12 protein-coding genes and 1 pseudogene are annotated in these 20,735 nt (G+C 70.5%); 5 read left to right on the top strand and 8 right to left on the bottom strand.

Annotation, left to right across the window (positions count from 1 at the left end; translation table 11 throughout):
• Positions 1–1,235, bottom strand: a 1,235-nt coding sequence (locus tag D7X55_RS15730) for a choice-of-anchor D domain-containing protein (protein WP_121723461.1), incomplete at its 3' end; no start/stop codon positions are given.
• A gap of 419 nt (positions 1,236–1,654) precedes the next feature.
• On the opposite strand from D7X55_RS15730, the gene uvrA reads away from it, so the two are divergent.
• Both uvrA and D7X55_RS15740 read left to right on the top strand, forming a co-directional pair.
• Positions 1,655–4,528: an excinuclease ABC subunit UvrA gene (gene uvrA, locus D7X55_RS15735; protein ID WP_121723462.1), complete on the top strand. Its 2,874-nt coding sequence runs from the start codon at positions 1,655–1,657 to the stop codon at positions 4,526–4,528.
• 22 nt (positions 4,529–4,550) lie between these two features.
• Positions 4,551–5,993: a POT family MFS transporter gene (locus tag D7X55_RS15740; RefSeq protein WP_121723463.1), complete on the top strand. Its 1,443-nt coding sequence runs from the start codon at positions 4,551–4,553 to the stop codon at positions 5,991–5,993.
• Here the strand turns inward: D7X55_RS15740 and D7X55_RS15745 are convergent.
• The 6 genes from D7X55_RS15745 to D7X55_RS15770 form a co-directional block, all read right to left on the bottom strand.
• On the bottom strand, positions 5,990–8,200 hold the full coding sequence (locus tag D7X55_RS15745; RefSeq protein ID WP_121723464.1) for a GAF domain-containing sensor histidine kinase: 2,211 nt from the start codon (positions 8,198–8,200) through the stop codon (positions 5,990–5,992). The two genes, D7X55_RS15740 and D7X55_RS15745, sit on opposite strands and share 4 nt — an antisense overlap.
• A 16-nt stretch (positions 8,201–8,216) precedes the next feature.
• On the bottom strand, positions 8,217–9,383 hold the full coding sequence (locus D7X55_RS15750) for an FIST signal transduction protein (RefSeq protein WP_121723465.1): 1,167 nt from the start codon (positions 9,381–9,383) through the stop codon (positions 8,217–8,219).
• A 138-nt stretch (positions 9,384–9,521) separates the two neighbouring features.
• The gene (locus D7X55_RS15755; RefSeq protein WP_120550927.1) at positions 9,522–10,910 is read right to left on the bottom strand and encodes a peptide MFS transporter; all 1,389 of its coding nucleotides are present in this window, start codon (positions 10,908–10,910) and stop codon (positions 9,522–9,524) included.
• A 174-nt stretch (positions 10,911–11,084) separates the two neighbouring features.
• A complete protein-coding gene (locus D7X55_RS15760; RefSeq protein WP_121723466.1) occupies positions 11,085–14,012 on the bottom strand; it encodes an ATP-binding protein in 2,928 nt (975 codons plus the stop codon).
• Positions 14,009–14,794 (bottom strand): methyltransferase domain-containing protein, encoded by a 786-nt coding sequence (locus D7X55_RS15765; RefSeq protein ID WP_199746981.1) that lies wholly within the window; start codon positions 14,792–14,794, stop codon positions 14,009–14,011. The genes D7X55_RS15760 and D7X55_RS15765 overlap by 4 nt, the downstream gene beginning before the upstream one ends.
• Positions 14,794–17,241, bottom strand: coding sequence for a PilZ domain-containing protein (locus D7X55_RS15770; RefSeq protein WP_120550929.1), 2,448 nt, complete (start codon positions 17,239–17,241; stop codon positions 14,794–14,796). The genes D7X55_RS15765 and D7X55_RS15770 overlap by 1 nt, the downstream gene beginning before the upstream one ends.
• Positions 17,242–17,617: 376 nt before the next feature.
• Here D7X55_RS15770 and nadA point away from each other — a divergent pair, with 376 nt between their 5' ends.
• Together nadA and D7X55_RS15780 are read left to right on the top strand one after the other, a co-directional pair.
• Positions 17,618–18,550: a quinolinate synthase NadA gene (gene nadA, locus D7X55_RS15775; RefSeq protein WP_121723467.1), complete on the top strand. Its 933-nt coding sequence runs from the start codon at positions 17,618–17,620 to the stop codon at positions 18,548–18,550.
• An 89-nt stretch (positions 18,551–18,639) separates the two neighbouring features.
• Positions 18,640–19,251, top strand: a complete 612-nt coding sequence (locus D7X55_RS15780) for a hypothetical protein (protein ID WP_120550931.1) — start codon at positions 18,640–18,642, stop codon at positions 19,249–19,251.
• A gap of 46 nt (positions 19,252–19,297) precedes the next feature.
• Here D7X55_RS15780 and D7X55_RS15785 read toward each other — a convergent pair whose 3' ends face one another.
• Positions 19,298–19,669: a metallothionein gene (locus tag D7X55_RS15785; RefSeq protein WP_120550932.1), complete on the bottom strand. Its 372-nt coding sequence runs from the start codon at positions 19,667–19,669 to the stop codon at positions 19,298–19,300.
• 184 nt (positions 19,670–19,853) lie between these two features.
• Here D7X55_RS15785 and D7X55_RS15790 point away from each other — a divergent pair.
• Positions 19,854–20,735, top strand: a pseudogene (locus tag D7X55_RS15790) (hypothetical protein); the annotation flags it as partial.

Here is a 20,735-nt window from a genome sequence, read left to right on the forward strand (position 1 = left end):
GTGCCCCCCGGCGCCACCGGCTGCGAGGACGACGGCTGCGCGAGCGTGAAGTAGCCGCCCGCCTGCGTGGTGAGGTGCAGCCCGGTGACGGTGGTCTCCTCGCGGCAGCGGTTGTGCACCGTGACGTCGCGCGTGGCCGTCATGCCGTAGGCCACCGGCCCGAAGTCCAGGTGCGAGGGCAGCACCTCCACGCACGACGCGCCGCCCTCGCCCGTCAGCGACACCTTGGGTCCGGGCGACGTCGTGCCGGGCTTGCGCACGGCCACCTCCACGCGGCCGTCGCGCACCCTACCGGTCGCCTTGGGCGTGAAGGCCACGCGCAGCTCCACCACCGCGCCCGGCAGCAGCACGTCGCTGGGGAGCGCGGGCGCGTTCACCACCTTGAACACGCCGGACGGGTCCTCCAGCAGCACCGCGCCCTTGTAGCTGAGCGGCTCCGTGCCCTGGTTGCGCACGGTGATGCGCTCCTCGGCGGTGGCGCCCACCGCCACCCGGCCGAAGTCCACGCGCAGCGGCGTCACCTCCAGCGCGCTGGCCACGCCCGTGCCCGTCAGCGTCACCACCGCGGGCTCGCAGCCGTCGCACACGGCCACGTGCAGGGCCGCCACCGCGTTGCCCAGCCGCACGGGGCTGAAGGCCACCGCCACCCTGCGCGTCTCATGCGGCGCCAGCGTGGAGGGCAGCCCGGCTCCGGCGGAGAATTGATCCGCGTCCGAGCCCTCCACCGACAGCACCAGCGGGCTCTCCACGTCGGAGGGGTTGCGCACCGTCACCTCGCGCATCTCCACCAGCCCCAGGTTCACGTTGCCGAAGTCCAGCGCCGTCTCCGGCACCTCCACCAGCGCCTTCACGCCGCGCCCGCTGACGGGCACCTGCGTCGCCGCGCCGCCGGACGCGTCCGTGAAGAGCTCCAGCTGCCCCTGCACCGCGCCCTCCACGTCCGGAGTGAAGCGCACTTCAAGCTCGTGCTCCTCGCCGGCCGTCAGGGTGAAGGCGTCGAACGCGGGGACGCTGACGTTGGGCAGCGACGAGCGCGCGCCCTCCACGCGGTACGACGCGCGCCCCTGGTTCGCCAGCCGCAGCTTCAGCGTCTTGGTGCGCCCCACCGCGGCGGGGCCGAACTCCAGGAGCTCCGGCCGGGCGGCGAAGCCCGTGCGTGCCTGCTGTGAAGTGGGCCGCTCACACGCCGTCGCCGCCACCAGCACCGCCAACACCAGCCATCGGAGTCCACGCATACAGAGTCCCCCTCTTTCCGACTCACGGCACCGGTGTCCCCCCACAGAGCACTGCGCGTGGATCCGGTTGTCTTGGAAAGGTGCAACCCTGGTGCCTGAACGTCCCAACGAGGCGCCGTCGCGCCGCCAACACGGCAAACGGGCGCCCACGTTGGGGAACGGGCTTTAACGGGTAAGTCAGGAGATTCCACGTTTCGTGGAAGCGACTGCAAAAGCTTCTAAAACGGTGGCTGCCGCACCGACCTCCTGTCCTCGGGGGCCGTGCGACTTCCAGCGGGGAGGAGTGCAGCGCGCAGGACGGCCGGGTGCCCGGCTGGCGGTGGGGATGCGGGCGGCGTCCTGGGGTGTTTCCGCTGAACCTCTCCGGTCCTACGCCTTTGCGTGCACCGGAACACCCTTTCAGTGATAAAGCGCGCCCCATGTCCGAGCCCGACGTCATTTCCATCCGCGGTGCCAGGGAGCACAACCTCAAGACCGTCTCCCTGGACATCCCGAAGAAGAAGCTCGTGGTGTTCACCGGCGTGTCGGGCTCCGGCAAGAGCTCGCTCGCGTTCGACACGCTCTACGCGGAAGGCCAGCGCCGCTACGTGGAGAGCCTGTCCTCCTACGCGCGCCAGTTCCTGGGGCAGATGGAGAAGCCCCGCTACGACACGCTGCGAGGCCTGTCCCCCACCATCTCCATCGAGCAGAAGGCGGCCAGCAACAACCCGCGCTCCACGGTGGGCACCGTCACGGAGGTGCACGACTACCTGCGCGTGCTCTACGCCTCCATCGGGGTGCAGCACTGCCCCAACTGCGGCCGCAAGGTGGGCAAGCAGAGCGCGCAGCAGATCGTGGATGAGATCATGAAGCTGCCCGCGGGCACCAAGCTCCAGGTGCTGGCGCCCATCGTCACGAACCGCAAGGGCGAGCACAAGGACCTGCTGGCCGAGGCGCAGAAGCGCGGCTTCTCCCGCGCGCGCGTGGACGGCAAGGTGCGGGAATTGGAGGAGCGCATCGAGCTGGACAAGAAGTCCAAGCACGACATCGCGCTCATCATCGACCGTCTGGTGTTGAAGCCGGACCTGCGCACGCGCCTGACGGACTCCGTGGAGACCGCGCTGCGCGAGGGCAAGGGCACGCTCATCATCACGGATGAGAAGGGAAATCTCGCGTCCGACCGCGTGATGAGCGAATTGAACGCCTGCCCCGCGTGCGGCCTGTCCTTCGGGGACCTCACGCCGGCGTCGTTCTCCTTCAACAACCCGCTGGGCATGTGCACGGACTGCAACGGCCTGGGCACGCGTCCGGAGATGGACGCGGACCTGCTGGTGCCGGACCAGACGCGCAGCATCCGCGACGGCGCGATTGAGCCGTGGGCCAGCGGCATGAACCGCGGCGAGGGCTGGACGGCGGACTTCGTGGAGAGCCTGGCCACGGCGTTCAAGATCGACCTGGACGTGCCGTACGCGAAGCTGTCCAAGCGGGAGAAGGACGTCCTGATGAACGGCGCGAAGGGCAAGTCCTTCACCGTGCAGTGGGGCGACAACGGCCAGTACGACATGGAGTGGGAGGGCCTGCTCGCCCGCACCATGCGCAACTTCAAGACGACGACGTCCGAGGCGCGCAAGGCGGAGCTGCAGAAGTACTTCAGCGACAAGCCCTGCCCGTCCTGCAAGGGCGAGCGCCTGCGCCCGGAGAGCCGCGCCGTGAAGGTGCACCAGCGCACGCTGGTGGACCTGAGCCGGATGACCATCACGGAGGCGCGGACGTTCCTGACGCAGATGGGCCTCTCCGCGCAGGAGGAGAAGATCGCCCAGGAGCTGCTCAAGGAGATCCGCAGCCGCCTGTCCTTCCTGGTGGACGTGGGCCTGGGCTACCTCACCCTGGACCGCACCGCGTCCACGCTGTCCGGCGGTGAGAGCCAGCGCATCCGGCTGGCGTCGCAGATGGGCAGTGAGCTGACGGGCGTCATCTACATCCTGGATGAGCCCTCCATCGGCCTGCACCAGCGCGACAACGGCAAGCTGCTGGCCACGCTCAAGCGCCTGCGCGACCTGGGCAACTCCGTCATCGTCGTGGAGCACGACGAGGAGACGATGGAGGAGGCGGACTACCTGGTGGACTTCGGCCCCGGCGCGGGTGAGCTGGGCGGCCAGGTGGTGTCCCAGGGCACGCCCAAGCAGGTGATGGCGGACGAGAAGAGCCTCACCGGCGCGTACCTCTCCGGACGCCAGGAGATTGAGATCCCGGAGACGCGCCGCCCGGTGAACCCCAAGCATCAGATCTCCATCGTGGGCGCGACGGAGAACAACCTGAAGAACGTGGACGCGGACATCCCGCTGGGCATCTTCACGGCGGTGACGGGCGTGTCCGGCGCGGGCAAGTCCACGCTGATCAATGAAATCCTCTACCCGGCCCTGGCGCGCGCCCTCTACGACAGCCGCGAGCCCATGGGGAAGCACAAGGCCATCAAGGGCCTGGAGCACCTGGACAAGGTCATCGACATCGACCAGCGGCCCATTGGCCGCACGCCGCGCAGCAACCCGGCCACGTACACCAAGGTGTTCGACGCCATCCGGGAGGTCTTCGCCATGACGCCGGAGGCGCGGACGTTCGGCTACGGCCCGGGGCGCTTCAGCTTCAACATCAAGGGCGGCCGCTGCGAGGCGTGCGAGGGCGACGGCGTGAAGCTGGTGGAGATGCACTTCCTGGCGGACGTGTACGTCCCCTGCGAGGTCTGCAACGGCAAGCGCTTCAACGAAGCGACGCTGCGCGTGCGCTACAAGGGCAAGAACATCGCGGAGACGCTGGACCTGAGCGTGCGCGAGGCGGTGGACCACTTCGGCGCGCACAAGGACATCATGCGCGTGCTCACGACGCTCACCGACGTGGGCCTGGGCTACCTGCGGCTGGGCCAGCCCTCCCCCACCCTGTCCGGCGGTGAAGCGCAGCGCATCAAGCTCGCCCGCGAGCTGGCCCGGGTGGCCACCGGGCGCACGCTCTACATCCTGGATGAGCCCACCACGGGCCTGCACTTCGAGGACATCCGCAAGCTGCTCTCCGTGCTCAACCGGCTGGTGGAGGCGGGCAACAGCGTGCTCGTCATCGAGCACAACCTGGACGTCATCAAGAGCGCGGACTGGCTGGTGGACCTGGGGCCGGAGGGCGGCTCTGGCGGCGGCAACATCCTGGCCGTGGGCACGCCGGAGGACGTGGCGAAGGTGGAGGCCAGCCACACCGGGCGTTACCTCAAGCACGTGCTGGGCAAGGCGCGCCGGGCCCGCATTGGCAAGCGCGTGGACGCGGCCTGAGGGGCCCCGGTAGGGTGGGGGCATGGCCGAGACCTCGACCGCCCCCAACCGCTTCCCGCCCCAGATTCCCTACATCATCGGGAACGAGGCCTGTGAGCGCTTCAGCTTCTACGGGATGCGGAACATCCTCACGGTGTTCTTCATCGACTACCTCTTGCGCACGCACGTGCCGGAGACCGGGGCGCGGGAGGCCCAGGCGAAGGGCCTGTTCCACCTGTTCATGGCGGGGGTGTACTTCTTCCCGCTCATTGGCGGCTACCTGGCGGACCGCTTCTTCGGGAAGTTCCAGACCATCTTCGTGCTGAGCCTCGTGTACTGCGGCGGGCACGCGTGTCTGGCGCTCTTCGAGGACAACGCGACGGGCTTCTACACGGGCCTGACGCTCATCGCGATTGGCTCAGGCGGCATCAAGCCGTGCGTCTCCGCGATGGTGGGCGACCAGTTCACCCACGGCAACCGCCACCTGGTGAAGAAGGTCTACGCCATCTTCTACTGGACCATCAACTTCGGCTCGTTCTTCGCGTCGCTGTTCGTGCCCCTGTTGATGACGAAGTTCGGGCCGGCGGTGGCCTTTGGCGTGCCGGGCATCCTGATGTTCCTGGCCACGGTCATCTTCTGGGCCGGCCGCAAGCACTACGTGATGGTGCCGCCCACGGGCCCCAACCCGCATTCGTTCCTCAAGGTGGTGTTCAGCGCGTTCAAGGGTGACGCGCCGAAGGGCGCCCACTGGTTGGACAGGGCCAAGGCCGCGCACCCGCCGGAGGCGGTGGAGGGCGTGAAGGCCGTGTTCCGCGTGGCCGGGCTGATGCTGCCCTTCGTCCCCTTCTTCTGGATGTTGTTCGACCAGAAGGCGTCCACCTGGGTGGTGCAGGCGCGCGCCATGGATCCGCACGTGGGCAGCGTCGTGTTCCAGCCCAGCCAGATGCAGTTCATCAACCCGGCGCTGGTGATGGTGCTGATTCCGTTCCTCACCGTCATCATCTACCCGGCCTTCCAGCGCCTGGGCTGGGAGCTGACGCCGCTGCGGCGCATGCCCATGGGGCTGGTGTTTGGCGCGCTGTCGTTCGTCATCGCCGGCGTCTTCCAGGTGGTGATGGAGGGCGGCACGACGCTGAACATCGCCTGGCAGCTGCTGCCGTACATCGTGCTGACGCTGGGGGAGATCCTCATGTCCACCACGGGCCTGGAGTTCGCGTACACCCAGGCGCCCCGCGAGATGAAGGGCACCGTGCAGAGCGTGTGGCTGGTGACGAACACGCTGGCGAACGTGGCGGTGGCCATCGCCGCGGCGCTCAACGTCTTCACGGGCTCCGCGCAGTTCTTCTTCTACGCGGCCCTGGCGTCCGCGGCGGCCGTGGGCATGGCGCTGGTGGCCCGCCGCTACGTGGTGCGGGACTACTACCAGTCGGACGCGCAGGCCCCCATGGACGGCCGCAACCCCAGCGTGGAGCCGAAGCCGGCCTAGGGTCCCAACCCGGCGGGGGCCGCGGCCCGCGGTCCCTGGCGGGGCAGCTCCACCGTGAAGGTGGCCCCCTGCCCCGCCTCACTTTCGACCTGCACCGAGCCTCCCAGCCTTTCGACGAGCTGGTTCACGATGTGGAGGCCCAATCCCAGGCCTCCGTAGTGGCGCGACGACACCGCGCGCTCGAAGGCCCGGAAGATGCGCGCGTGACGCTCCGCCGGGATGCCGATGCCCTGGTCCCGGACCTCCAGGCGCGCCACCTCCGCGTCCCCCTCCACCCGGGCTTCAATGGGCCGCCCCTCTCCGTACTTGATGGCATTGGAGAGCAGGTTGGTGACGATCTGATCCAACCGCGAGCGGTCCCACACGCCCGGCATCGCCGTGCCGGCGTGGACCCGGAGCCGGGTGCCCGTCGAGGCCAGCTCCGGGGTGAAGCGCGCCGCGACGTCGCGCACGAGCGCGGCGAGGTCCACCTCCTCGAACTCCAGCTCCAGCTTCCCGGCGTGGATGCGGGAGACGTCCAGCAGGGTGTTGACGAGCTTCGCCATCCGCTTCGCCTGACGCTCGATGACCTCCAGGGAGTGCGTCACGGACTCCACCGGCACGGTGCGCAGCGCCCCCGTCCGGCCCAGGCGCATCAGCCCCTGCACCGACAGCTGGAGCGAGGTGACGGGCGTCTTCAGCTCATGCGAGGCGATGGAGAGGAATTCATCCCGCAGGCCAATCGCCAGCTGGGCCTGCTGGTAGAGGCGCGCGTTGTCCAGCGCCATGGCCGCGCGGCGCGCCAGCTCCTGCGCGAGCGCCAGGTCCGCCGGGCCATACGGGCCCCCGCCCCTCATCCGCGCGAGCGTGAGCGCGCCGAGCGCGTGCTCCCGGGCGAGCAGCGGCACGGAGATCCACGACTGGAACTCGACGACCTCCGACAGGCTCTCTGCGTCCCGCACGCACCCCAGGGACATGGCCGCGCAGCCGTCCGGACAGAACTCCGCTTCGCCCAGGCGCAGCACCCGCCCCGGGCCATGCGCGGCGTCCAGGTCGGGCAGCGAGCAGTGCATCCGCGAGGGCACGGTGTCCCGCAGCGCCTCCGAGCGGGCCTCGGCGATGCGCTGGAAGGAATGCCCTCCATCCAGGAGGTCCACCGCGCACCAGTCCGCGAACCGCTGGACGGTCAGCGCCGCCACGCTCCGCAGCGCGTCCTCGGGAGCGAGCGAGCCGGCGAGCAACCCGGACGCCTCCGCCAGCAGCGCGGACCGCCCCTCCTGCTCCTCCGCGCGGGCGCGCGCCTGCTGTTCTCTCTGGAAGGTCTGGTCGCGCTCCTGCTGCGTCCGGCGGTGCTCGGTGATGTCGATGCCGGTGCTGATGATGTATTCGATTGCCCCGGACTCGCCTCGCAGGACGTTGCTGGACCAGGAGATGAGGCGGCGCTCTCCCTTGCGTGTCAGCCAGTGGGACTCGTACTGCTCGAACCCCCGCCCGGACGCGAGCACGGCGAAGTGCGTCACCACCCGCGCGGCTTCGTCCGGCGGCAGGAGCCGCTTCCAGAAGGGCTCACCGCGCAGCTCCTCGAAGGAGTAGCCCGTCACCTCCTGGCACGCCCGGTTGAAGCGGACGATCTTCCCTTCGGGATCCAGGACGATGACCAGCGCCCGCGCCGTGTCCAGGACCGCGGAGCTGAAGTCCCGCTCACGCTGGAGCGCGCGCTCGCTGTCCAGGGTCCGGGCGAAGAGCTGCCGGTGGACGAGCGCCGTGCGGAGCACGCCCCCCAGCCGCTCCACCATGCCCCGGTACTGCCGGGGCAGGTGCGGCTCGCGGTCGAAGTACATCAGCAGCAGGCTGGAGGGCGCCCCGGCATCGTCGATGGGCACGGACCAGCGCACGAGGCCCGGCGAGGCCAGCTCCGGATAGGGCAGGTCCACCCAGAGGGCCCCGGGCTGCCTCGGGTGCGGGGACAGCCTGGGAATGGGGATCTGGCGGGAGGCCGGGGACAGCCCGCTCGCCCCCAGCAGGCCGACCTGCCCTCGCGCGTCCGGCTGGAGCCAGAGGGCGACCGCGCATCCCAGCCGCTCCGCGACGCGGTCCAGGAAGTCATCCGCGGGCGTGCAGGGATTGAGCAGGTCCAGCGCGGCGACGGTGAGCTCCTGGAGCACGCTCAACAGCGCCAGCCGCTCCTCGGTGAGCTTGTGGTCCGCGTCCGCGCTCAGGTCCACCATGCGCCACCTCGTTGCCTCAACCGGGCAAGGCGACCACCACCGCGGTCTTGTTGTGGAACTGGGGGACGCCGCCGCCCATGGCCCCCACCTCCCCCAGGGTCAGACAGCCCACGAGCGGAACTCCCTCTCCGAGCGCGGCCTGGAACGCCGCGAGCTCGTCCCGGACGCCGTCCCCCAGGACGAGGTACCGGGAGACGCAATCGAACACCACCGCGCCGCCCAGCGTGCCGGGCGTTGCCTCCCGCGCCAGGGTGGCCGCGATGGCCGCCGCGTCGAGCAGGTCCGTGCGCTTGCCCTGCATCACGCGGACCAGGGAGCCATCCGGAACCTCCGCGATGAAGCGGACCGAGCCGTCGGGTTCGACGGACAGCGGGTCGCGGATCACGAACTCGCCATTGGCCTGGGGAATCCCCAGCGGGTGGTTCATCGCGAAGCGGGGGAAGCCGCGCGTGTCCAGGGCGTCTCCCCGGCTCTCGGCCGTGTGCCGGTAGACCTCGAAGGCGCGCTCGTAGTCCAGCTCGACGGCGGTCGAGCCCCGGGCCTTGGTGACCTGCGAGGGCGGACCATACGGAGACCAGCCGTGCTGGATGCCCACGCCCAACGGCTCCCGGGCATCAAACGCAATCACCACCACCTGGTCCTCGTAGGCCTGCCCCTGCACGAACTGGGCGCTCTTGACGAACGGGACGGTGTTGCCCGCGCCGCCGCCCGCCCAGCGGATGCCCGCGCCCGCTTCCCGCTGGGCGCCGCGCACGACCTCCGTGGAGTTGCCGCTCAGCGCATCCGGCAGGACGAACAGCGTCCGGCGGAACCCGGGCGGCTTGAGCGGCAGCCTGGCTACGGCCTCGGCCACCGCCGCGCGCCCGGCCGCCCGGGGGTGCACGCTGACGGGGCCGCCCATCCCCACGCCCACGAGGAAGTCGTCGCCGTGGAAGAGCGCGATGACCAGCCCCTGGAGCAACAGCTCGGTGCCCACGAAGACGCCCGCCGCGCAGCACCCGGCCCAGGGGAGCTTCCCCAGCTCCGCGTCAATCGCGGACGCCAACTCCGGAGCGTCGTACTGGTCCGTGCACAGCATGAGCGCGAAGGTGGGCGCGTCCACGCCTCGCAGCGCCTGATGGCTCGCCTCCCGCGCCGCGGCGGCGCAATCCGGCGAGCGGCTCTTTCCAATCTGGATCCGCATGGGCCCTTGAAGAATCGATACCCACGCGGGAGCGGGCGTGCAGGGCCCACGGGGCCCACGAAAAACGCCGGAGCACCCAGGGGGCGCTCCGGCGTTCGTGCTTCAGCAAGACTGCTCTACCTGTCGCTGGGGGCCGGCTCAGGTGGCCGGGTGGACGGTGCCTTCCTGGTGCGCGGGGGCCGGCGCGGGCGTCACCTCGTCCGTGCCGTGCATCATCCGCTTCAGCATGGGGGCGAGGAACAGCAGGATGACGCCCGCCAGGCCCGCGCCGATGACGATGGTGAGGAACACGCTGAACTCGCCCATCTTCTCCGAGTAGCCACCCAGCACGCCGGACAGCTTGTTGGCCACCGCGTTCGCCAGGAACCACACGCCCATCATCGCGGACACGACGCGCTGGGGCGCCACCTTGCTCACCATGGACAGGCCCACCGGCGACAGGCACAGCTCGCCCATGGTGTGGAAGAGGTACGCCATGATGACCCACCACGCCGCCGCCTTGCCGTCCGCCGCGCTCTCCTTGGAGGCGCCCAGCATGAAGGCGAAGCCCACGGCCAGGAAGATGAGGCCCAGGGACATCTTCACCGGGATGCTCAGGTCCTTGCCCTTCGCCGCCAGCGAGCTCCACACCGCCGCGAAGAGGGGCGCCAGCGTGACGATGAAGACGGAGTTGAAGTTCTGGAACCAGGTGGTGGGCACCTCCCAGCCGAACATGGTCCGGTCCACCTTCTGGTCCGTGTAGAGGTTCATCAGGCCGCCGGCCTGCTCGAAGCCCGTCCAGAACGCGACCACGAACAGCGCGATGATGAAGATGACGATGATGCGGTCCCACTCCTGGCGGCTGAAGGCGTGGTGCTTGCCGTCCGGCGTCGTCTTCTGCGCCTCGGTGGGGCGCGGCGCGGGCGCGAGGCCCACGGTGCCCAGGAACCTGCGCGAAAGCGCCATGAAGATGATCAGGCCCAGCGTCATGCCCACGCCGGCGGAGCCGAAGCCCCAGTGCCAGCCCACGCGCTCACCCAGCGTGCCGCAGATGAAGTTGCCCAGCACGGCGCCCAGGTTGATGCCCATGTAGAAGATGGTGAAGGCACCGTCGCGCCGGCCGTCACCCGCGGGGTACAGCCCGCCCACCATGGTGGAGATGTTGGGCTTGAAGAAGCCGTTGCCGATGATCAGGAAGCCCAGGCCCGCGTAGAAGATGGAGATGCCGGGTAGCGCTAGCAGCAGGTGGCCAATCACCATCAACGCGCCGCCCAGCACCACCGCCTTGCGCTGGCCGATGTAGCGGTCCGCGATGTAGCCGCCCAGGATGGGCGTCAGGTACACGAGGCCCGTGTACGTGCCGTACAGGCCCAGCGCGTCCGCCGCGGACCAGCCAAACCCGCCCCGCACCTTGTCGGTGAGGAAGAGCACCAGCAGGCCGCGCATGCCGTAATAGGACATGCGCTCCCACATCTCGGTGGCGAACAACAGGTACAGGCCCGGGGGATGCCCCTTGCGGGCCTCGCCCGCGGCGACGGTGCTTTGCATGCCGTGAGTTCCTCGAACGGATTTCTTGTGAGGGGGAACGAAAAGTCGCGCGACTGTAACAGGAGTCCCGCCCTCGGCGAGGACAGAGGACACCCCGCGTCCATGGGAATTCCCGCCCCCTGCGCGGGCGGCCCGTCGAGCCCCCCGCGCGCTGTCCGTTCGTGGCGGGCCGCGTCAGCCGATGCGCCGCGACCACCGCCCGCGACTCGCACCCGTGGTGGGGGTGGCGGCCAGGGGCTCCGCGTGGGCCGGGCGCAGCGGCAGCCGGACCTCCACGCGCGTGCCCTTGCCCATCTGGCTGGTGATGTGGATGCGGCCGCCGTGCTGCAGGATGATGCGGCGGCTCAAGGCCAGGCCCAGGCCGGTGCCCTCCCCGGCGGCGCGAGTGGAGAAGAAGGGCTGGAAGAGCCGCTCCAGGTCCTCCGGGCGGATGCCCACGCCGGTGTCGGAGATGATGACCAGCGCCTCGTCGCCCTGCTGGGCCGTCTCCACCTGCACGCGGCCGGCGTCGCCCACCGCGCGCACGGCGTTGTCCAGCAGGTTGAGCCATACCTGGTTGAGGGTGCCCGGGTCGCCCCAGATGGGCTCCGCGCACTGGTAGGTGCGCTCCACCACGACGCCCGGGGGGATGCGCCAGCCCAGCACGTTGAGCGTGGAGTCGAGCGCCGTGTCCAGCCGCACCGCCACCGGCTTCTCCGCCGTGCGCACGAAGGACAGCAGCGACTCCGCCAGGTGGCGGATCCGCTGGCCGCACTCCTCCATGACCTCCAGCATCGCGGAGCCCAGGTCGGGGTCGCCGCCCGTCTGCTTCCCCTGCATGACCTCCTTCAGCGGGATGAGCGCGTTCATCAGCCCGTTGAGGGGGTTTCGCACCTCGTGCGCGAAGCCGGAGGTGAGCAGGCCAATGGCCGCCAGCCGCTCGTTCTCCGCCGCGCGCACGGCCGCCTCGCGCAGGCGCAGCTGCGTCTCCACGCGCGCCAGCAGCTCGCGCGGGCTGAAGGGCTTGCCCAGGTAGTCATTGGCGCCCGCGCCCAGGGCCTCCACCTTGGCGGAGATCTCCTGGCGCGCGGTGAGCAGGATGACGGGCATGTCCACCGTCTGCGCATGCGAGCGCAGCTGCACCAGGAGGTTCAGGCCGGACAGCACCGGCATCATCACGTCGGACACCACCAGGTCCGGCCGCTCGTCCATGGCGCGGCGCACGCCCTCTTCACCGTTGGTGGCCTCCAGCACCCGGTAGCTGGGCGCGAGGATGTCCGCGATGAAGGCGCGGATCTCCGCGTCGTCCTCCACCACCAGGATGCGCGGGGCCTTCGAGTCCGCGCGCGTGTGGTCCTGGGGCTCCGTGGGGCGCTGCGTCCCGGCGACGGTGGCGGCCAGCACGGTGGCGAAGCGGCCGGAGCTGCGGCGCTCACGGCGCGTGGGCAGGTCCGTGGAGCGGCGCTCGCGCAAATCCTCGCGCAGATGCTGCGTCCCCTTGGGCAGCCGCACGCGGAAGCTGCTGCCCTGGCCCGGCGTGCTCGACACCTCGATGCCGCCCGAGTGCAGCTCCAGCGTCTCCTTCACCAGCGCCAGGCCGATGCCGCTGCCCCCGAAGCGCCGCGTGCCGGACGTATCCGCCTGGGCGAAGCGGTCGAAGATGACGGCCAGGTCCGCGGGCGCCATGCCCTGTCCCGTGTCCACCACCTCCACGTGCACGTCCGCGTCGTCCTCGCGCAGGCGCACCGCGATGCTGCCGCCGGCCGGGGTGAACTTGAGCGCGTTGGAGACCAGGTTGTGGAACACGCCCTCGATCCGCTCCGCGTCCACGTGCACGGGCGACACCGGGCCGCCCTCCAGCGACAGTGAAATCCCCTGCTTCTCCGCCACGGTGCGGAAGGGCAACAGCTGCGAGGACAGGAACGCGTGCAGCTCCAGCGGCTGGTAGCGCAGGCGCACCTTGCCCGCCTCCAGCTGCGCCAGGTTGAGCAGGTTGTCGATGAGCCGCAAGAGCCGCTGCGTGCTGCGATCCAACGTCACCAGGTGCTGCCGCACCACCGTGGGCAGCGACTCCGGCTCCTTCTGGAGCGTGTCCAGCGACAGCAGGATGAGCGTGAGCGGCGTGCGCAGCTCGTGGCTCACGTTGTCGAAGAACTCCGTCTTCAACCGGTCCTGCTCGCGCTGCTTGACGAGCGCCGCCTCCAGCTTCTCGTTGGCCTCCGACAGTTCGCGCGTGCGCGCGGCGACGCGGTCCTCCAACGCGACGTTGCTGCCAAACACTTCGTCGTAGCGCTGCTGCAGCTCCCGCAGCGAGCCCATGTTGGCCTGGGCCTGCGCCGCGAGCAGTTCGTCCTTGCGCTTGAGCTCGCGCCGCCGGTCCAGCCAGCCGCCCAGCGCGAAGCCGCCCATGCCCAGCGACGTCACGGAGAAGAGCGCGTCGCCCCAGCCCAGCTGCGTGGCCAGCAGGCCGCTCACCATGCCCAAGAGCAGGCCCAGGTAGTGGCCCCAGAGCGTGGGCGGGTCGGTCCAGGTGAGGTGGTAGCGGCACGCCTGGCCGCCCAGCACCTGGCACTCCGTCTCCCGCACCTCCGCGGGCGCCAGGCCCCAGATGGTGGGGAAGGACGCGAACTGGCCCATGCGCAGCTCGCAGATGTTGCGGTTCTGCTCCGGGATGGCGCTGCGGTAGGACAGCTTGAGCCGCTTGTGCTCCAGCAGGTCCACCGTGAACGCCCCCACCCGGTTGTAGCTGGGGGAGAAGTCGATGGTCTGCTTGTAGCAGGCCTTGGGCGAGCCGAAGGCGCGCAGCATGTAGAAGACGAAGCCCAGCGCCTGCGGCGACGCGGTGAACAGGCCCGCCTCGCGCATGAAGCGCGAGTCACCGGACTCGTCGCGCAGGGCCGCGGCCACGCGCTCCAGGAAGCGCAGCGAGACGTAGTTGGTGGGCTGGCGCATGTAGTCCAGCCCCAGGCTGAACCCGTGGTCGCGCCAGGCCTTGGCCAGCCGCTCCGCGCCGTAGCGGTGCTCGAAGTACAGCAGCAGCGTGGACGTGGCGCGGACGCTCACCTCCGGAGCGTTGTCCGGTGACACGTCCTGCACCTTCACCGCCGGCAGGCGTTGGGTCACGGCTTCGTTCCTTCGGTGACGAGCGTCACCGCGTACTTCAGTCCCTCCGGGTCCTCGAGCATCGCCAGGAAGTCGGCGCAGTGCGCCTGGTAGGCCTCCAGTCCGCCGAAGGCCGCCGTGCCCACCGGCGCCAGCGCCTCGAAGCGCGTCTTCCAGTCACGCACGAGCCGGGCCTCCGCCGCGCCCGGGGAGAGGTAGAAGGGCATCAGGTGCACGCGCACGTCGGTGAGCCCCGCGCGGCGGAACTCGGAGAACAGCTTGCGGCCGACGTACAGGTCGAACCCGCGCGACGCCAGCGCCTCCACGATGCGCTGGGTGCCCGCGCGCAGGTGCTCCGGGAAGGGCCAGTTCTGGAACCCCAGCCCGTCGATGTCGGACACCACCACCCGCCCCCCGGGCCGCGTCACGCGGATGAGCTCCGCGAGCGCCAGGTTGCGGTCCGGCAGGTACTCGAAGACGTACTGGCTCCAGGCGTAGTCGAACGCGTCCGGGGGCAGCCCGGTGGTGCGCACGTCCGCCTGGAGGAACGTCAGGTGCGGGCGGTGGGCGTTGCGGGAGCGGGCCTCCGCGACGCGGCCCTCGTGCAGGTCCACGCCGGTGACGTGGCCGCCCTCCCCCACCAGCTCCGCCATCAGCTCCGCGATGCCGCCGGGGCCGCAGCCGGCGTCCAGCACGCGGTCCCCCGGCTTGAGGCCCGTGCGGCGCAGCATGGCGCGCGTGTCCTGGGACTGCTCCTGCTCCAGGAGTCGGCGGGACTCGTCGGCGGATTCCATGAGGTACATCACCGCACCTCCTGCTTCAGGTTGGACGCCACGGCCTGGGCGGAGGCCCGGGGCTTCGAGCGCCGCCGCATGGGCATCTGCCGCTCGAAGAGCGAGCGCCAGGCCTCGCACCAGCGGCGCACCATGGAGCGGTGGAAGGTCCACTCGGAGAAGCAGCCCTGGTCCACGAAGCCCAGCTCGCGCAGGGCCGGCACGTCCAGCGCGTCCACCAGGCCCAGCGCGGAAGCCCGGCCCCGTTCGCGCGCGTGCGCCATGCACCGCAGCGCCAGCGCCGCCACCGCGTCCTTCGCGCGGGGGTGCTCGCGGTCCGCCACCACCAGGTTGAAGCCGTTGGTGACCTCGATGAGGCTCAGGCCCGGCGTGGCCTCGTCCTGGAGCGCCATCGCGAGCGGACCGTCCTCCCCGTCCACCACGAACATCCGCCGCTCGCGGTGCAGCCCCGCCGCCCGGAAGCGCTCACCCAGGACGCCTTCCGGGCCGGGGTCCGCGCGCAGGTCCTCGCTGAGCAGGCGCACCAGCTCGCCCCGGCGGCGCAGGTACGACTCCAGCCACTGGCGGTCCTCCGGGCCGGCCTCGCGCACGGCGGGCAGCGCCCCTGTGCCCACGACGTGGTTCTGGCCCAGGTCCGCGCGCAGGTAGTGGAACTGGCGCAGGTGGCACAGCCCCTGGCCCTCCAGCACGCGCGCCAGCCACGTGCCCAGCCGGTGCGGCCACCGGTTGTCGGTGCGCCACATGTAGCGGATGAACTCCACGTCCTCCATCGCCTCGCCCACCTCCACCGCGAGCGACGTGAGCTCGCTGGAGATCTGCTCGCTGCGGCGGAAGCCCGGCATCACGGCCAGGTGCTGCACCAGCCACGTGCCGGAGTACATGCGCAGGCCGTTGACGTGCCCCAGGAGCCGATGTTCCTCCGTGAAGACGAGCGAGCGCCCCAATTCGCGCGCGAGGCTCAGCCGCTCGTGCGTCTCCTCCAGCACGGGCAGGACGCGGGACTCCTCGCCGAAGGGGTGGTCCGGGTGGAAGGTGTAGTGGGCATCCTCCATCATCCGCCAGACGTCCGGGAAGCGGAACACCGCGCCGTCGCGCACCTGGGGGGCGCGCGCGGCCACGAACGCATCCACGATGGCGTCGCGCACCGCGCGCGGCATGTCCAGGATGCGCACGCCGCAGCGGTAGGGCCTCAGGCGCTGATCCTGCCGGGACTCGAACGGCACGACGTCCACCGAGCGCACCTCCACGCGGCACGCCACCTCCAGGCCGTCCGGCAAGAGCAGCGTGGTGTCCAGCTGCGAGCCCACCGGCAGCACCTCGCACGACGCGTCGATGGGGAAGGCGAACCCGCCCGCGCCCAGGTCCAGCACCGCGCGGGTGATGCGCTGGCCGCTGAAGGGCGAGGTGAAGCCCACGAGGAAGCGGTGCTGCGCGCCGGGGCGGAAGCGCGGCTGGCCGCGCCGGTTCTCCACCGCGAGCGAGCGGGGCAGCCCCAGCGCCACGCCGTCATGCCCCACGTGGAGCATGCTGGTGACGCCCCGGTAGTGCTGGCCGCCCATCTCGAAGGAGAGGTGGACGACCTCGCCCACGCTCGTGGGCAGCGCCGGGGACACCTGCCCGCGCAAGAGGCCCCGCTCGTCGCTCGCCTCCACCGTCGCGTTCTCCAGCCGGAAGTGCGCCGCCTGGCTGTCCGGCGGGTGCAGCCACACGGGCAGCTCGCGCCGGAGCGCCTTGCGCAGCGCGGCCTGCACCGCCACCGCGTCCCGCAGCGTGCGCGGCGGGGCGGCGGTGGACTCGTCTTGGGAAGGGCGCCAGGAGATGCCCACCCGCAGGAAGGCGTGCGTCCCCTGCTGGATGGGGGTGGCGTGCCGCACGTAGGCGCGCGCCACGTGCAGCACGGGCCGGCCGTCGCGAACCATGACCAGCGAGTCCAGGGGCGTGCCCGGCAGGAAGGCCGCGAGCGACGCGTCCATGGGCACCTGGAGCGCGGCGCCGAAGTGGCCCAGGTCCTGGCACTCCGCGATGAAGGGCTGGCCGCGCAGCTTGAAGTCCACGCGCATCCCCGCGTCCAGCGACACGCGCGTGGAGGCGCGCAGCTGGAGGATGTCGCGCAGGCGCAGGGTCAACTCGCCTTCGGTCAGCGCGTCATCCACCGTGCTGAAGACGTGCCCCTCCGCGGCCGTCTCCACCAGCTCCTCCAGCCCGTGCTGATCCGACCGGGCGCAGACGAACACGCAGACGGCCTCCGGCGCCGCGCGGTCCACGTGGCGCAGGAAGCGGCGCGCGTTGTCCGCGGGCGCGATGATCAACGTGGGCACGGATGACTCCATGCACCGCGTGGCTTCCAGCTGTGAGCCCACCACCGAGACACGATGCGCGTTCAACGCGGACTTCAGCGCGTTGCGGCGCACCTCGTTGGGGTGGACGATGAGGACTTCATGAGTCGGCACGCTCATGGATTTTCTCCGACGCGCAAGAGTCACACCGGCGCCCGTGCATGGCGCCATTCCCGTCGACACGGGGCTCGCACGCGCCCCGTTCCGCCATCCACTTGTCTTGAGTGTCCGAGCCAGGTGCTCTCTCTTGTTGCCAGCGGGCCCGCGCTGAGACGCCTTCCCGGTGAGCCGCCGGCGAACAACCACCGTGTACTTTACCTGCTCCCATGAATTAGGTGATGTACGCGGGGGTAAGAGACTTTCCGGAATAGGTTAAAGACGCGCGGTCAGCCCGGACCCCTTGGTGGGTAGGACGCACGGAGGGAGTGCCGCTCAGCGCGCTGGCCCCGGGCGTCCGTCGCGGTTACAGAATGCGCGGGCGACGAGGAGGCCCCCCATGGGCGAGACGGTGGATTACGAGGCCGGAATCCGGGAGCTGAAGCGCTCCATGAACGCGGTCATCCTGGCGCACTACTACCAGGAGAGCGAAGTGCAGGACGTGGCTGACTTCGTCGGCGACAGCCTCGCGCTGGCGCAGGCGGCGGCCCGGACGGAAGCGGACGTCATCGTCTTCTGTGGTGTGCACTTCATGGCGGAGACCGCCAAGATTTTGAATCCTACCCGACAGGTGTTGCTCCCGGACCTCAAGGCCGGCTGCTCGCTGTCGGACCGCTGCCCCCCCGCGGCCTTCAAGGCATTCAAGGACAAGCACCCGGACGCCTTCGTGGTGTCGTACGTGAACAGCTCCGCCGCGGTGAAGGCGATGAGCGACGTCATCTGCACGTCGTCCAACGCCGTCCGCATCGTGAACCAGATTCCGAAGGACCGGCCCATCCTCTTCGCGCCGGATCAACACCTGGGCCGTCACGTGATGAAGGAGACGGGCCGGGACATGGTGCTGTGGCCGGGCAGCTGCATCGTCCACGAAATCTTCAGCGAGAAGAAGCTGGTGGGGCTGAAGGTGGAGCACCCGGACGCGGAGGTGGTGGCCCACCCGGAGTGCGAGCAGCAGGTGCTGCGGCACGCGGACTTCATCGGCTCCACCAAGGCCATCCTCGACTACGTGGTGAAGAGCCCGAAGAAGAAGTTCATCGTGGTGACGGAGGCCGGCATCCTCCACCAGATGAAGAAGGCCGCGCCGGACAAGACGTACATCCCGGCGCCGCCGGACAACGGCTGCGCGTGCAACGAGTGCCCGTACATGCGCCTGAACACGCTGGAGAAGCTCTACCGGTGCATGAAGGACAGGACGCCGGAGCTGGTGCTGCCGGCGGACCTGCAGCACGCGGCGCTCGCTCCCCTGAAGCGGATGCTGGAGTGGTCCGCCTGAAACACGGTGGGGCGCGGGACTGTCGCCCGCGTCCCATGTTTGGCAACTCGCGTCTTGCGGATGGCGGGCCCAAGTGCCATGGAAGAGACGTGGCCTTCCGATTTCTCGCACTTCCCGCCCACCGGCTGGTGGACTTCCCCAAGACGCTGCCAGACGAGGAGCGGCTTGAGCCGAACCTGCCTCCGGTGCTCGAAGCCGTGGAGCGCGCCCTCGCCGGCGCCGAGTTCCGCGACCTGAAAGCCCGCGACCGCCTGCGCGCCCTGCTCCAGGGGGACCGTCCCCCGGCCCTGGGCTCGCCGGGAAAGGGCTACGGCCCCAGCGCCATCTTCGCCCAGCCGCCCCAGGACCTGCCGGCGCTGCTGCGCCTAGCGGACGAGCTGGAGCACCTGGCCCGCCGGGAAGCCGGCGAGCGCGCCCTGGTGTGGAAGTGCGGCGAGTGCAGTGCCCGCTACGCGGTGCCGGTGGCCCTGGTGCGCCAGGTGTCCATCCGCTGCGAGCGCTGCGGGCACCCGGTGCAGCTGTCCTCGCAGCAGAGCCTGGGCGAGGAGGCCCTCATCGACCCGTTCCAGGGCGCGGTGAACACCAGCCGGCATGAGCTGGCGGCCTTCTTCCGCGAGGCCATGGCGCGCGGCTGGCCCGTGCTCGTGGCCGAGGGCGGAATCCCCGCGCCGCGCGGGCGCTCCTCCAGCCCGCAGGCCTGAGCCGCCCGTAACGCCTGGGGGCCATCCACGGCCCCCCGTCCCTGCCTCAGATGAAGATGCCGGCGGAGGCGTCGTTGCGCGCCTCCTGGAGCTGCTGCGTGGCGGGGCTGCCGCGCAGCGCGTCCGTCACCTGGCGCGGCGCATGGCGGCCCGAGCACTTGGAGCACTCGCACTTGCCGCGCTTGCAGGTGCAGTCCGCCTTGCTGCCGCAGGAGCACCTGGCCGTCAGCAGCTGATCCAGCTCCTCCAGGGGGCGCGGGGCGTCGTCCTGCTTCGCCTCCGGCGCGGGCGTCTGGGGCGCGGCGCCCTTGGAGGCCGCCGCCTTCGCGTGGGCCTCGCAAGCGTGGGCGCTGGCGGGCACCAGCCAGAGGCCGCCCAGCAGCAATCCCGCGGTCATCAACGTCGCGCTGCGTGCCATGTCCGCTCTCCTTGGCGAAGGCCCCGGAAGCCATTGGGGGGAGGCGTCCGCCGTCCTCGGCCTATAGCGCAGGGCATTCCCCCTGCCAAGGCGTTCGCACGTACCTTTGCCTACCCTTCAACGGAGCACACGGTGCGCTCGCCGGGCGCCAGGGCGCGCGCGTACAGTCCGCGCCCTCCTGCCCGTGACGAACCGAACCGACCGCATCGCCTTCGCCGCCGCGCTCGTCCTGGGGGCGCTCCCGCTCTGGGTGTCGCGCGCCATCCCCATGGTGGACCTGCCGCAGCACCTGTACCTCATCTCGGTGCTGCACCGGCTGGACGACCCGACGACGCTCTACCCCACGCTGTTCGCGGCGCGGCACGAGCTGACGCCCTACCTCGGGTACTACTACCTCGTCAGCGCGCTCAACTGGCTGTTGCCGCTGGAGCTGGCCAACCGCGTCTTCCTCACCGCGTACGTGGTGGGGATGCCGCTGGGCATGGCGTTCCTGCTGCGCGGCCTGGGCCGGCCGTCGTGGCCCGCGCTGCTCACGCTGCCGCTGGCGTACGGGGACAGCTTCGGCTGGGGCTTCATCAACTACCTGGCGGCGCTGCCGCTGACGCTCGTGTGCTGCGGCCTCTTCGTGCGGACGCTGACGGACGCGCCGCGCCGGACGCGCTGGGGCGTGGGGCTGGCGGTGTGCCTGGTGGCGGTGCTGCTCTTCCACGTGCAGGCCTTCGGCTTCCTGGCGTTCGGGCTGCCGTGGCTGCTCTTCACCACCCCGGTGCCGGAGGACTCCACCGCGCACGGAGTCGCGGCCCGGCTGCGGCCGCGCGTGCCGGCGCTGCTGGGCGTGGTGCCCGGCGTGGCGCTGTTCCTGTCGTGGGTGGTGCTGCGCTTCGGCAACCCGCCGGACATCCAGCCGGGCGCGCCATGGAAGGCGTGGGGGCCCACGTTCTCGCCGCAGAACCTGGCGTGGAAGGGCTTCGAGCAGAACCGCGCGGAGTTCTTCCAGGTGCTCGCCAACACGTTCCACGACGGCTCGGACCGCTGGCCGCTGTATGCCTGTCTCTTATACACCTCT

This window comes from Corallococcus sp. AB049A (genome assembly GCF_003668885.1).
Taxonomy (GTDB): domain Bacteria; phylum Myxococcota; class Myxococcia; order Myxococcales; family Myxococcaceae; genus Corallococcus; species Corallococcus interemptor.